We start from the raw sequence: 14,447 nt of genomic DNA on the forward strand, positions 1-14,447 counted from the left end.
TGTAATATCGGAATTAAATCGTTTGACGCGGCACGGGAAAGAATGGCATGACATTTGTCTAAATTAAATGATAATGAATTTGCTTCGTCCGACATAATTCCCTCTCCTTGCATTTATGTCAATGGTAATAAAGAAAAGTAAACGTCTGATGGTTTTATAAAACCCCGCAAATCACATACTATCACTTTGCGGGAGAATGGCCTTGTATCACAACAACATCAGAAACAATACAAATTCCGCTAAATATGTCTTTTGCAAAAGCGCTTAAAGAGTCCCACCCTTTTTCGCCAGAAATCAGGCCTATTAACAGGTTGCCTGTTATAAGCAGCACTGAACCGTCCGGATTCCGCCATGCAGGGTATTCAAGTTATACACCGGAACAAACGCCGCCATGAATATCGCAGTGCCAGGGACATGATAACCGCATGGTTGACGCCTGTCTTATTTAATTCTACTCCGCCGTGAAATCCTATGGCAAATAGCAGATAAAGCGAAAATAGTTTGGGTAAAGGCTCAGGAATTTTAATATCTGATTTGCAAAATGATGCAATCATCCCCAGGGAGAAAAACAAGGCCGGCGGATGCAACAAATTATCAATAATAATAGAAACATTCACTTGCGTTCTCCTTTACTTTTCCAGATACACGAAAAAGATATTTTCTTTCCCAACATTTACATTGTCCTGCCTGATCATCCACCACCCATACCATATTAATAGACAAATTGAAGAACGCCAGTTGGAGGGTATTTCCGGTTTTCAATTTTAGCGCTGCCTGTACACTATAGTCAAACAAATCTGGTTTTAGAAACTTAGCGGTAATTTGGCTTTTTGAAAAATGGAGGCGAAGCATTTGCCTGCGTACAGTATAACTCCTTCAACATAGCGGGGTTGGCGTATGTACAGCATTTTACGTCTCTCTCTTATATGCAGGCAAATGCTTCGCCCCTACCCAGAATGTTTTTCGAAAAACAGATTTATTAGACTATATTTGCCTGTCTTAATTTAAATATCGCAGGTAGAGAAACAAAAAAAGCCGCACAACGATATTGCTTTGTCATTGTGCGGCCTATCCATTGACAGACGATAAAAAAAATCGCCCCTCAAGTTTCTGCCCCGAAATCGGCTTAAAAGTATACTGATGCTATATGAAAATTCTATGAAGTCAAGAAAAAATAATAGCGCCAAAATGGAATATCCCTTTACGAATTTTATTATGGGCAGGCATGGTCACAAAGGCGTTTTGCGGCAGGTGGAAAAACCCGTTTTTCTCTTGAAATTATCGTGTTGCACTTCTTTTTACTCCAGCTTTGGCGGAGAATCGAGGGTAAATAAAACAACTTTTTCTCCTGTTCTGGTGCTGATATCGGTATGTAAGCTTATTGTTTTTTGATTTGTAATGGATTCCACAACAGCTTCCAAAAGCGGCCGCCCTTTTTCCAACAAGGCAATTCTCATCTGTTTTATCAATGTTCTTCCATTGGCAATATCTACGGGATTGGCAAGCTGGTACTCTGCTTTTGTAAGAACGCCTTTTAGCCTGACCAAAACCAAGTCATCAACAATATAGGTTTTTGCTTCCAATGGTCCCCTACCCATGTATTCTTTTTCGAATTTAATGATCGCTTCACTAATTTCAGCCTCTATTTGCCCTTTGGTTTTTTTCATAATACTTCTTTATTAAAAAGGTAAAAATATCAATACTCGTAAAATTATTTACGAAGTACGACTTACGGCTTACGATTTGGGATTTGGGATTTTAAATCGTACCTCGTAAATCGTACATCGTATCCTGTAATGTTTTCCCAAAACAGATTTATCTCTGGCGATATGCCTTATTTATTTGAACTGTCTGTTTCATTTTCACTTGTTGGTTCTTCGCCGGCAATAGGCAGCTCCTTTGAAATATAATCACAATCAGGGTATTTGCTGCATCCGAAGAATATGCCGCCTTTTTTTTGAATAACGCTGTATTAAGTCTCCACCGCATTCATCTCTTGGGCATTTTATACCCGTAGGGAGGGATTTTATATTTCTGCATTTGGGATAGCCGGAGCATCCCATAAATCTACCTTTTTTGCTGAACCGGATGACCATCGGACTTCCACATTTTTCACATTTTTCGTTTGTTGGCTCAACCTTTGTGGTTTCTCCCGTCAGAGATTTTGTGTTTTTACAATTAGGATATGCCGAACAAGCCATGAATTTACCATGGCGACTGGTTTTAATAATCATAGGGCTACCACATTTTTCACAAGCCTGATCAGACGTCTCCGGAGGCGCTGCCTCCCCTTTTTCGTCTAATGGCATCGTATTTTTACATTCCGGAAATGCGGAACAACCAAAGAATTTCCCATGCCTTCCCCATCTGATTACCATGGGTTTACTGCATAGATTACAAATCCGGTCGCTTTCCTCCGGGGTTCCTTTTACGCTTTTCATTTCACCAATAGCTTTTTCCAAATCAATCTTAAAGGGTTCGTAAAACTCCTTCAGCACGGTCAGCCAATCAATTTTTTTTTCCTCAATCTTATCCAATTCATCTTCCATGTGTGACGTAAAATTTACATCCATTATTTTTTGAAAATGTTCTATCAGTTTTTCGGTAACCAATATCCCCAGTTCGGTTGCATAAAAAGCGCGTTTCTCCTGTTTCACATATCCGCGGTCCTGAATAGTTGAAATAATCGTGGCATAGGTACTTGGCCTTCCTATCCCCATTTTTTTCGAGAGTCTTTACCAGAGACGCTTCTGAATAACGCGGCGGAGGCTGGGTAAAGTGTTGTGTTGGCAAAAGTTGTATTAATTCAAGAACATGGTCTTTCTCCAGTGGAGGCAGTATTTGCTCCTCCCGGTCAACTTCGTGCCCGGAAATAAGTGTATGCCCGTCAAATAAGAGTTCCCTGCCCCTTGTCTTAAAAATATACCGGTTGGAAGTGATTTCCACGTCAGTAATCGCATACAGCGCCGGTTTCATTTGGCTTGCAACGAATCTCTTCCATATAAGTTCATACAGTTTATGCTGGTCCTTTGTAAGAAACTGCTTTATGGATTCAGGGGTATATTCCAGATATGTCGGCCTTACTGCCTCATGTGCGCCCTGGGTGCCCTTTTTATTAGAGGCATATATATTGGGTTTTTCAGGGAGATAGTCTTTCCCGTAATTGCTTTCGATAAAATTTCTACATGACGTTAATGCATGGTCTGATACATGAAAAGAATCTGTCCTCATATAGGTGATTAATCCCGCAGGACCATCAGCGCCAACATCAATGCCCTCATAAAGTTGTTGCGCAATCAACATGGTCTTTTTTGCGCTGAATTGCAAACGAGTAGATGCCTGTTGTTGTAAAAGGCTTGTAGTAAATGGCGGGGGCGCATTATTGCGTTTTGTTTGTTTCTTTATGTTTGTGATAATAAATGATGCATTCTGCAGTTTTTCGGTAATTTCCTTTGCCTGCTGTTCATTTTTTATTTCTATATTTTTGTCTTCTAATTTTTGCAGAAGGGCTTTGAAGGGTTTTATGTCGTCAGATTTTTTATCCCCGGAGATGGTCTTTAACTCTGCGGTTATTTTCCAATATTCATGGGGTTTAAATTCGTTGATTTCTTTCTCACGTTCTACGATAAGTCTGACTGCAACGGATTGAACACGGCCTGCGCTTAATCTTTTAGCAATTTTTTTCCACAGGAGAGGGCTTATTTTATAGCCAACAATGCGGTCAAGTATTCTTCGGGCCTGTTGCGCATTTACCTTTTCCATATTGATAGGGCCATATTGTTTAAAGGCTTCCTGGATAGCGTCTTTTGTAATTTCGTTAAAGGTAACGCGGCGTATTTTTTCAGGGGGGATATCCAACACCTTGTACAAGTGCCACGCAATCGCTTCTCCCTCACGGTCAAGATCGGAGGCTAAATAAACCGTGCTGGCTTTTTTGGAATCGCTGATTAATTCCTTAATTAATTTTTCTCTACTGGGAATTACTTTATATTCCGGGGTAAAGTCGTTTTCAATATCTACGGAGAGTTTTTTCGCAGGAAGGTCCCGTACGTGACCCATGGAGGATTTCACGAAGAAAGAAGCATCGAGGAACTTACTTATGGTTTTAGCTTTCGCAGGCGATTCAACGATTACCAGGTTTGTTTTAGACTTGGCCATTAGGATACCTCTGAAAATAAGAAAAATTTAAACAGGATGAACAATTTGTGTCAAGATATTTTTACATCGTTATACATTATCGTTCTTTTTGCAGGTTTTTTCGGAAATTTAATGGTAAAACGCATGCTTAACAGAGATCAGAGATCAGAGGTCGGCGGTCTGAAGCCTGGTGTCTGACTTCTGACTTCTGATCTCCGGCTTTTGCAATCCTATTTGTTTGACTACACATTTTCCAGTGTTTTACTATTGACATTATGTTATGAGTTAAATAAAGTATATTCCTGTGAAAATCAAAATAATTTATTTTTCTTTCGTATTTAAGTTAAGAATAGGGAGGGTGTAATGCCAACAACAAGCTCTGCAAAAAAAAGACTGCGGCAGGATGAGACTCGCAATTTAATTAACAAGTCAAGGAAAACCGCGTTAAAGACCCAGGTAAAAAAGTTTTTAACGGCATTACAAAGCAAGGATATTCAGGCCGCCGAAGCTGAATATAGCCTGACCGTAAAGAAAATGGACAAAGGCGCGGCAAAAGGCATTTTGCATAAAAACAATGCAAGCAGAAAAAAGTCTCGTTTTGCAAAAAAACTAAACGATTTAAAAGCATCTGCAAAACAAGATGGTTAACCGGGGTAATAAACAACGAAAGTTGCAGGCCAGAAACAAACAAGGATGAAGGCTGAGGGATAAATTTGAGAATTGCCCTACTCTTTCCAAATTCATCCTTCATTCTTTTCTTCCATAAGATGCATTCGTTTAGAATTTCAAATCATTTTGTCATTAGCATTTGTTTCGGATTTCACTATTAAATACCTTGCCAAAAATGCAAAGAAATTTTTGCGAAGGATTAATGCTTGCCCTATCATTGGCTGGCTGGTGCGGTTATTGTTACCCATCATTTTCTGGAAACAAATGATTCCGCCACAAGAATGCCGAGCGCAAGCAACAAGAGAACGCCCCAGAGGGTCGTTTTCGCTTCACCCCGAACCACTTCACGCCGCTCGCCTGAACTGGAAGACCTTACCATCACATTCGTTTCTCCCATAAGCGCGGTAATCTCTTTTTCACTGATCTTTTCAAGATTGGATTCTGATGCGTCAACATTTACCGGGAAGTAAAAAAGGTTCTGCTGTTGCGATGTATCATTGATAAGAAACGAATACACGCCCGGCAAATGGGTTTCATGATAAACAAAATATTTTTCATTATTAATCACTTGTGGCGGTAAAAGGGTTTTTACCCCCCCGGGATTGGTTATTTCCAAATTGCCGACATCGTATGGGGCTGGAAATTGCCAGTTTTGCTCCACAAGAATTTCTTGTTTGGTTTCACCTGTAGTACTGCCTGATATATACCGGCAAAGCTGCTGAATAAGAGGGACAAAAAGAGGTTTTACCGGTAGGTCTGTCCAATCTCTGTCGATAGAGGAGGCAATGAGCGCCACTCTTCCCTTGCCAACCTGCCTTTCAACAATGGCAGGAGTATTGTCGGAAAAGGAAAGCACCGTTTTCGCTCCTTCTAATGGGGCGGGCTCTACATAAAAAACCTGATGAAAGCTGACCGATGTCAACATATTAATATTCGTTTCGGATAGAAAACGCATTGCCGGATGCATTACCCCGGATATCTTTAGACTAAGCGGCTGTTCCTCGGTAATCAGTACATTCCCGGTAAAGATTTTTTTTGTGTAAAGCCGGTGCGGAAGCAGCGCCTCAAATGAATTGTTGTAATAACTGCCTTCTACCTTATCGCCGAGTGAAAAAACGACCGCCCCGCCGTCTTTTACAAATCTTTCCAACTCCTCGATCTTTTCATAGGGCAGCATTTCAACATTACACAAAAAGACGATGTCAAAATCTTCAAATACCATACCCTCCACTTCGTGTATTGAACAAATGACCGGCTTGAGCGAGGAAACGTGTCCACGCGCCGGGTTTAAGGCTTTTTCCAGATAAAATGTTTCGCTTTCATAGATATTTGTTTTGGGGTCTCCGTCAATTAACAACACATCAAGTTTTTGTTCCTCATTGATGGCAAAATATCGTTTATTATCAGCGATTAAATTATCTTCGGGTATTTCAATCCAGCCAAAGTGGTTGCCCTTCTCCACCTTGAAGCTAAATTCTTTTACTTCCTGAGAATACGCCTCAATATTGAAAAATCCCTGTACCACTTTTTTTTGGTCTACATATACCTGCGCTAACAGATTTTTTATTTTTACCGGCGAATAATTAGAAACTGTTGCCTTAAAAGACACGTCTCCGCTCTTATTGAACACATTGTTTTGAAATTCCAGTCCCGTAACAGCAATATTCCCGTAGTCCTTTCCTTCCGACACATTTATTATGTGAACGCCGGTGATATTATTTTGCAATTTTTGCTGCCCGTCATGAAACCATTTAAGGTCCCAACCATTTCGTGTTAAATCGGTAATAATAAATATCTGTTTAATGGGCGTTTCATCGGACATTAATATTTCAATTGCCCTGTCCAGGGCGGACGTAATATGTGTGGTTGAATACCCGGGGCGTAAATTTTCGATGACAGTAAGGAGGTTTTCTTTATCATATTCAAGTTCAGGCACAATCATTGAATTTGCCAGCGAACAGCCAATGACGGCCGCCTTATCATCCTTCGTTAATTGCCCGATAATATTCCTTGCCGTATTTTTGGCAGCATGGAAAAGGGGCTTGCCTTTTTCCGCATATTGCATACTGTAAGAATCATCAACAATGATAACATTACTGGTGGGATTTTTTCCGTCGTTACCGCCGCCAATATTTTTGACAAAGGGTCTGGCAAGTGCCATGGCAAGAAAGGCAAACAAACATGCCCGTAGAATAAGGAGTATCAACTGCCGGAGTTTGAACTTTACATAGATACGTTTATTGGATTGGAGTAAGAAATCTATCGCCGCGAATCTGTGGGATATCGCCTTCTTTTTATTGAAGAGGTGGATGATAACAGGTATACAAGCGCCCAGGACGCCAAATAATAAAAGCGGATTGAGAAAGGAAATCATTCAAAAATTTTACCATATGCTCCGGAGAAAATGAAGGAGAAAAGCATTGAATGCTTTTTATCGGAAGGGTTTAAGGTTAATATTATTCATCATTTCATTCTTAAACAGCCAAATATCTGAAATCCAATACTTCATTTATCAGCTTAAAATCCTTTTCATTCTTTGTCACCAGAATAGCTCCAATGTCTCTTACTGATACAGCAATAAGGATATCGGCAAGAAGATTGCGAATTCTTAAGGAATCAATCTTTTTGTCTCTTCTTAATTTCAGCATTACATCTCCTGTGGCATACCATTGTTTTTCACTTACGCTTATTACTGTGAAATTTTTTTTTATCTGTTCGATGAGCTTTTGTTCCTTTTTGTCAAAAGACCCCGAAAGCAATTCCATCAAAACTATAGCGCTGAATGTGATGTGATAATACTTATTCAGATTTATAAATATATCCTGAACAGTATCTTTCCTGAAATGCTCAATGAGAAAAGATGTATCAAGAACTGCTTTTTGCCTCATTTAGTCCCTCGAAATAAAACTTACCGCCTGTTCGTTCAATAAACTTTCTCATCTTTTCCTGGTAGATAACCTCGGAGAGCGCTGTTTCTATAGCCTCCGTTTCTGTCTTCGTTTTCAGTATCTTTTGTGCGTCCTTAATCAGATTTTCATCCAGCCTGAAATGTTTTGCAACTTTTTTTATTACATTCTGCATAATGTACCCCCTGCTATAATAGCGGAAAAATCGCAGCATTAAAAGACATGTATACAATTTATAATAATGTGGCTACAATGTCAAATACAATGTGAGAGCATGGGGGGTGCGGATTAAGGCAACATCCAGGCCCGTGCTAAACAATATTCACATATTCAGTTGTCCAAAAAACTTTTCGACATGCAACTTCTATACAATATATAATGTAGGGGGCGAAGCATTTGCTATAAATTGACATAAATGCGTTCATACCCAAACGGACAAATGCTTCGCCCCCTACTTTTTAAAAAAACTAAATTGTTACGGTTCCATTGGTATAAAGTACAACCTTAAGAAAGAAGCTTCGCTACCTTTTCAAGATTTTGTCGTGCCTCTTTATAGCCGGCATCTATCGCTAATGCCTTTTCAAAACAGCGCCTTGCTTCGCCGTGCATCTTTTTCTTGTAATAGAGTACGCCTAAATTATTGAACACAGAGGCTTCTTTGCCGTTTAATTCAATAGCCTTTTTAAGAATTGAAATCGCCTCATCCGGTTTATCAATGCTCGCATAAACAAGACCAAGATTATTATATGCATCGAAAAAAACGGGATGGTATTCTATGGCTCTTTTATAGGCGTCAATGGACTCCTGATATGCACCTTTCTGAAATAACCCATCTGCCTTGTTCAATAATTCCATCTCTCCAGAAATACTGGATGTTTGGCGACAGAGGTTGTCTTTGGTATAACGAAGTACAGGTACTTTTCTCAAATATTCGATACGTTCTTTGATTTTATTTGCCGACATTTCCCATGTCCAATTGTTACGGATATCAGGGCTAATTTCTTTCCCCAGTGTTCGTATTTCCCCGGGATGTTCATAGGCGTAACGCATCTTTGCCTTCAGGTCATTAATATCGACCTCGTAAAACCACAGATTGTCAACCGTTGGCCTGTTTCCCACCCTCTTCTCTTTTGATATCTTTTTGTTTGCCTGTACCAACAGACTGTTGTTTTCATTGCAGAAGTCGAGGCAGGCGCCGCCATTCGTAACAATTGCCGGTATGCCGCACGCCATTGCCTCTAAAATCGGCAAACCGAACCCCTCCCCGCGGTATGGATGGACGAAGGCATTGCAGGCGGTATATAGCCCGACGATTTCATCTTCGGACAGTATTTTCTCAATGTATTCAACCTCAGGGACCCCTTTCGCCTGTCGTATCCTTTCGATTTCTTCCCGGAAGGTTTGGCCTGCGTAAAACGAGTTTCCCCCCATATCCTTTATGATAAGGCAGACGTCATCCGAATCCTTAAATGTTTCGAGATATGCCTGCAGGAGTAGGTCGATGCCTTTTCGATAGATCGTGCCGCCTACAAATAAGAATCTGAATTTCTTCTTTGTTGTCAATTGATACGGTTTCGCATCCGGATGAAACCTTTCAGGATTAATGCCGTTTGGTATAACAACAACCCTTTCGGCAGGAACGCCGCTTTCAATATAGACCTGTCGAACATACTTGCTGGGTACCCACATCTCATCTACTTGTGCTGAAAATACCCGTACCCATTCTTCAGGCAGGCTGCCAAATTCCCACGGTTGAATAATTACCCAGTGTCCTTCCTGTGGAGGGGTAAGGTTTGGCGGCCAATGGTGTCGGACGTGAATATCGATCTTGCCGGTAAGCGGTTTGTTAATACACTCAGCAAGCGCTTTAAAACGAGGGTCAGCCTCAGTACCGAACTGATCGGGTTCGTAAGGGAGCAAAGAAACTTCGTAGCCGTCCCTGATAAGTTGTAAACAGAGTTCCCTGTTAATAAGCGCCAGGGAGTGAGTGACAAACTGCGAGCCTTCCCAGACAATGCCAGGTTTGCCCGCAGCCGCTTTACCGGAATCACGTTTTATTACAACCCCATTCCATTCCTCAACATACTCTGGCAAGACACGATGGGGGTCATCCAATACGAGCCTTATTGGTTTTTTTCTTACTCACCAGATTGCGGATAATCGTTTGTTCATAATCTTCATTTGGTGAAATCCCGGCCTCAACAGTTTCCAATGATGGCTGCCATTTTAATTTTTTAGGTGAATCATTCATCATTTTTTTAAATGCATCAACGATCACTTCCGGCAGTAAGTTGTTCATACATTCTATATTACATTTGGTTCTCCAGTAACATGAGAGACACGGGAGTGCTTCATTTCGTATTGGAGTAAAACATTCAGTTGCAGGATTACCTAACAGTTCAGGGCTTGTAAGGCCGCATATTAAAAGTGTTGGTTTGCAGCAAAAATTGTGTCCGATGTGGAAAAATGCGCTATCGATGGTTATGAATGCATTACAATGTGAAGAAATGGCGATCTGATTTCTTAAAGAAATCTGGCGGGACGTACAGTCATAAACGAGAGGATTTTCCTTAGCAAGAGGATCCTTCCCGAACAGGATAAACCGTGCCCCGTCAAATTGCCTGCTCAACAGCGAGATTACCTTTTCCCCGTGGGGATAACTTCTCTTGATATCCTTATCAGTGGTAAAATGAAGGCCAATGAGCATGCCGCCTGACGGTGAAAATGTCCTTACCTCCTTTTGCGCCCATTCTCGTTCTTCCGGTGTGATGGTATATATGATTCCCCTTTGTCCAAGCCTGACGCCTGCAATGTTTGCCATGATGTCCATTAGGCCTATGCCGTTGTAATATTCAGGCAGGTTGGCAATAACGTTATTGTAATCGATTATAATGTCGGTTTTTGGGACGGAAATTTTATTGACAATATCCGGCACAAAGGCGGAGACGGCCTGATGTCCACGAAATACGGCTTCTACAACATGATTTCCTGACAAATAAATCCGGATATGGGGATATCTTTTCTTTATCTCCATGACGATAGCAGTCAGATACAGGGCGTCCCCTATAGCGGGAGCACACCGGATTAGAAGTGTGGATGCGCGTTCGTAGTTCCGATTCCAGAACTGCTCATTGAAAGAGGATTTAAATTGGTTCAACCTTTTCATACACTTTTCGGCCTTCAGGTAAGTAATTATATTTTGGATTGTACCGGTCAGCATTGTTTTGGAAAAGGCAGCCTCTATTTTTTTGCGGGCTGCCTCGCCCATCCTCCGGCAGAGATCCCGGTCTCTGAAAAGCATCATTACATAGTTCTCGAATTCATCCTCGTTTGCCGCTATGAAACCGTTGACGCCATGTTCTATCGGCGAGCTTGCCGCTATATTTGCAAGAGCTATCGCAGGCACCCCGTATGCCATAGACTCCACAATCTTTATCTGCTGTCCGGTACCCCCGATAAGCGGGCAGATGGTAAATGGCGTATGCAGATACAATGATGAGACGTCATCAACAAACCCTCTCGAACGGATGCCAGTGGTTGATGGTATCTGTTTTGAGCCGTCGCCTGTTATTTGCAATTCAAATTGCGGTTCATTCTTCAACAACCGGGGCAGTATTTTCATCGCGAAAAAGGCATACCCCTGCATATTAAAGAGATTGTCACCGATAGCAAAAAGGGGTGAGCCGGAATACGTATTATTCAGGCGCTGCGGCTCATAAGCCATAGGTATATAAAACGGCTTTGTTTGTCCCGTATTGGCCTTTATGCAATTGCGCTCAAATACAGAAAGTGCAATTGTGCCGTCAAACAGGTCATAATATTTGTATTCAGATTCATCCGCTGATAACTGCCGTTTGCTAAAGTAGTCTATATTGGCAATTTGTTCATAATTCTGGTTTTTGAAATCCACCAAAAGGGCATCGGCCATTTTCCTGTTGAGAGTCACAAGGTCATGAACCTCTATCAGTTTTATACGTGACGAAAAGGCGGTATTCCTTACAAGACCGGCATAATATGAATAGTTGACCCAGACAACATCAGGATCGAATGAACGGCATACCTCGCTCAATGCATGGCATAAACCCGGTGGTATAAATATGCCCGATTCGACAAAATTCTTTTTCAGCGCCTTCTTTTCTTCGATGTATTTCTTATCACTGGCTGTACCGTCATACAGAAACAGTTGTATACGCCGTTTCCTCATTTCGGAAACAAGTTGTTCTGGCCATTCATTGTCAGGATAGATCCTTGTAGCAAACAGGGTAATATCGTAGTTCATACTGTAGAACGCCTCGACAATGGAAAGCGTACGACGATGCGCTCCGGTTCTGGGCGGAAACGGATTATGAGGCAAAAAGATCAACACCTTCCCGTTCCGTTTTTCATGACTCTTGAACGGCCATATCCGCAGGTGTCTTCTTCCAAGCCATTTTCTGTCAGCGGTAACAGGACGCATCCCCGTTTCCCGCAGGGGAGGGTCCTGAAGTGTAAGGGCGTCTTTCCACTTTTCAACAAACTTAATCCTGTTGATTTCAAGATATTTTTTGAAACCGGAAGAAGTATCGTCTCCTGCGGTTATTGATTCATGATGTATAACAACCGAATTGGGTGCATACATAACGGTATATCCTTTTTCCCTTGCCGCAAAGCACAAATCGGTTTCTTCATAATAGGCAGGACTATACCGATGGTCCATCCCCCCGATATTTTCAAATAGCTCCTTTCGTACAAGCAGGCATGCCCCGGAACAATAGTCAACCTCACAGGCATCATTGAAACCCTCTTCGTACGGATTGCCTCCGCGCCCGAAGTTTGAGCCGCTGCCGTCACAGAATATAATGCCCCCGGCTTCCTGCAAACGTCCATCAGGGTATACAAGTTTTGATCCCACAATCCCGATTTTGCTGTCGGATTCTGCAAGTTTTACCATCGATTCCAGCCAGCCTGGTTGTGGTTCAGTATCGTTGTTAAGAAACACCAGATAATTGCCTTTGGCAATCTTTGCACCCTGATTGCAGGCACTAGTGAAGCCCATGTTTTCCTGATTAGTAATGACCTCCAGCTTATTTATCATGCGCTTTAAAAACTCCGGAGTTTCATCAGAGGATGCATTATCTACTACAATAATCTCATAGATATCTCCAGGAGTATTTTTGAATAACGCTTCAAGACATTTCTTTGTATATTCGACTTTATTGAAAACCGGGATGATAATGGAGGAGATAACGCCGGATTTATTGCCTTGCGGGGAATGACACCTTATTGACTTTTTATCATTCTGATGGAGTGAAACGGATGAAGAATTCATGAGAACCTTTTTGTTTTCATTGTTATTTGTCATTAAATTTGCTGTAACACTTTAGTTTTTTGAAAAATTCCAGGGAAAAATGATAACCCCAAAGGGGTAATATGATTATAGAAAACACAGTAAAACCACGCCTAATCCCGAAGGGATGACATAATCGCCACGGTTAGGTGTTTTATGAAAGGTAACACAGATAAAATTATATCACCCCTTCGGGGTTAATTACGGGTTTTTCGCATAATTTCTATAATCATTTCATCCCTTCGGGATTATTGGGATTTTTCAAAGAACTAAAATGTTACCTTTTTCTTGTTAGAGCAGTTTTTCAATTTCTTCCAAATTCTTCGATATTTTCACCGCTTCCTTTATTGACTCCAGCTTCTCTATCGCTGCTATTTTCCCGATACGCTTCAGAAGCCTTAGACCTTCAACTCCGTACTTTAGTTCCAAACCTATCTCTATCGCCTCTATCAGACCCTCCATCCTCCCCTTCCTCTCACCTTCCGCTCTGCCTTCCATCCTACCGGCTATTTTGCCCTTTTCTATTAATCTGGCTGCTATTGTCATGCTTAATCTACCTCCTTCTTCCGATATCTCTTTTAGGGTATCTATTACCCTTTCTTCCTCTATATCCGACGCATAGTACAAATACCTGATCACACTTTCCAGAAACTTTAATCCTTCACCCTCTTCAAAATACTGCCTCCCTATTTCAAAGAATCCCTTTAGCTTGTCTCCCAGAATTTTGTCATTATATATGTTCCTCATTAATAACATGGATATTTGAAGGGATGCCCTTCTAAATACCTTGTCCTTTATTTCCTCGTTACTGTAGAAACTCAGATCAGTCAGCAGATATTCAAATTCCGGTATAAATCTAAAAAATACCTCGTCTATCCCTTCAAAATAGTCTCTGAATCGCCTGACTTTCCACGTCTCTTTGCCATGATACAATATTACCGGAATTACCGGTATGAGCCTTTGCATCTGCTTGCTGTTTGCTGCCCATATCTTTAAAAGGTATTTCATCAACTGCAGATATGGACATGCTACGGCATAACTCTTATGCTCGAATAAAAGGGTTATCCGGAGTTCTTTGTCTTTACAGAAACAGGTGTATACAATGTCTGAAAAATGTTCTTTGAGTTCCTCGTCGATATATGAGTTATTATCCTGTGTTAAAGTGGCTAAATCCAGCTTTTTTAAAATTTCCGGAGGAAACGTCCCGCTAAGAAAATCGATTGCATTCTCCCGTATGGAAAATGTCTCTTTGAAGAATTTGTCGTGTGGGTTGAAAACCTCCATAAAAGTAACCCCCTTAGTTTTTTCTGTAAAAGCCATTTTACCACATGGATATCATCTCCTTTTCTATGCTTGCCTGTCTTGCCATTGTTTCACATTACACATATCATGTAAATATTGTCAATAGT

Annotated in this window: 11 protein-coding genes and 2 pseudogenes; 1 reads left to right on the forward strand and 12 read right to left on the reverse strand. The window is 41.1% G+C overall.

Annotated elements, in window-relative coordinates; translation table 11 throughout:
• Positions 1-181: 181 nt before the first annotated feature.
• The 6 genes and pseudogenes from M5U24_RS15010 to topA all read right to left on the reverse strand — a co-directional run.
• On the reverse strand, positions 182-331 hold the full coding sequence (locus tag M5U24_RS15010) for a hypothetical protein (RefSeq protein ID WP_157820423.1): 150 nt from the start codon (positions 329-331) through the stop codon (positions 182-184).
• Positions 332-362: 31 nt separating this feature from the next.
• On the reverse strand, positions 363-617 hold the full coding sequence (locus M5U24_RS15015; RefSeq protein ID WP_197705366.1) for a sodium-dependent bicarbonate transport family permease: 255 nt from the start codon (positions 615-617) through the stop codon (positions 363-365).
• Between the two features lie 681 nt (positions 618-1,298).
• On the reverse strand, positions 1,299-1,667 hold the full coding sequence (locus M5U24_RS15020) for a DUF2294 domain-containing protein (protein WP_099324599.1): 369 nt from the start codon (positions 1,665-1,667) through the stop codon (positions 1,299-1,301).
• A gap of 249 nt (positions 1,668-1,916) precedes the next feature.
• Complete coding sequence (locus M5U24_RS15025; protein ID WP_298202979.1) at positions 1,917-2,537, reverse strand: topoisomerase DNA-binding C4 zinc finger domain-containing protein; 621 nt, start codon at positions 2,535-2,537, stop codon at positions 1,917-1,919.
• A gap of 12 nt (positions 2,538-2,549) precedes the next feature.
• A pseudogene (locus tag M5U24_RS15030) lies at positions 2,550-2,720 on the reverse strand (DNA topoisomerase); the annotation flags it as partial.
• 55 nt (positions 2,721-2,775) lie between these two features.
• A pseudogene (topA, locus tag M5U24_RS15035) lies at positions 2,776-4,158 on the reverse strand (type I DNA topoisomerase); the annotation flags it as partial.
• 342 nt (positions 4,159-4,500) lie between these two features.
• Between topA and rpsT the strand changes: the two are divergent.
• Positions 4,501-4,785 (forward strand): 30S ribosomal protein S20, encoded by a 285-nt coding sequence (rpsT, locus tag M5U24_RS15040; protein WP_099324601.1) that lies wholly within the window; start codon positions 4,501-4,503, stop codon positions 4,783-4,785.
• A 268-nt stretch (positions 4,786-5,053) separates the two neighbouring features.
• On the opposite strand, the gene M5U24_RS15045 is transcribed toward rpsT, so the two are convergent.
• From M5U24_RS15045 to M5U24_RS15070, 6 genes are all read right to left on the reverse strand, one after another.
• Positions 5,054-7,180: a BatA domain-containing protein gene (locus M5U24_RS15045; protein ID WP_164994535.1), complete on the reverse strand. Its 2,127-nt coding sequence runs from the start codon at positions 7,178-7,180 to the stop codon at positions 5,054-5,056.
• A gap of 100 nt (positions 7,181-7,280) precedes the next feature.
• On the reverse strand, positions 7,281-7,694 hold the full coding sequence (locus M5U24_RS15050; protein ID WP_298202856.1) for a PIN domain-containing protein: 414 nt from the start codon (positions 7,692-7,694) through the stop codon (positions 7,281-7,283).
• A complete protein-coding gene (locus M5U24_RS15055) occupies positions 7,672-7,887 on the reverse strand; it encodes a type II toxin-antitoxin system VapB family antitoxin (protein ID WP_157820424.1) in 216 nt (71 codons plus the stop codon). Before M5U24_RS15055 ends, M5U24_RS15050 begins: the two co-directional genes overlap by 23 nt.
• 329 nt (positions 7,888-8,216) lie before the next feature.
• On the reverse strand, positions 8,217-9,827 hold the full coding sequence (locus M5U24_RS15060; RefSeq protein WP_298202858.1) for a glycosyltransferase: 1,611 nt from the start codon (positions 9,825-9,827) through the stop codon (positions 8,217-8,219).
• On the reverse strand, positions 9,820-13,053 hold the full coding sequence (locus M5U24_RS15065) for a glycosyltransferase (protein ID WP_298202860.1): 3,234 nt from the start codon (positions 13,051-13,053) through the stop codon (positions 9,820-9,822). The genes M5U24_RS15060 and M5U24_RS15065 overlap by 8 nt, the downstream gene beginning before the upstream one ends.
• 276 nt (positions 13,054-13,329) lie before the next feature.
• Positions 13,330-14,322 (reverse strand): Rpn family recombination-promoting nuclease/putative transposase, encoded by a 993-nt coding sequence (locus M5U24_RS15070; protein ID WP_298202862.1) that lies wholly within the window; start codon positions 14,320-14,322, stop codon positions 13,330-13,332.
• Positions 14,323-14,447 lie beyond the last annotated feature (125 nt).

The sequence above is a fragment of the Candidatus Kuenenia sp. genome (assembly GCF_027493735.1).
GTDB classification, from domain to species: Bacteria; Planctomycetota; Brocadiia; order Brocadiales; family Brocadiaceae; genus Kuenenia; species Kuenenia stuttgartiensis_A.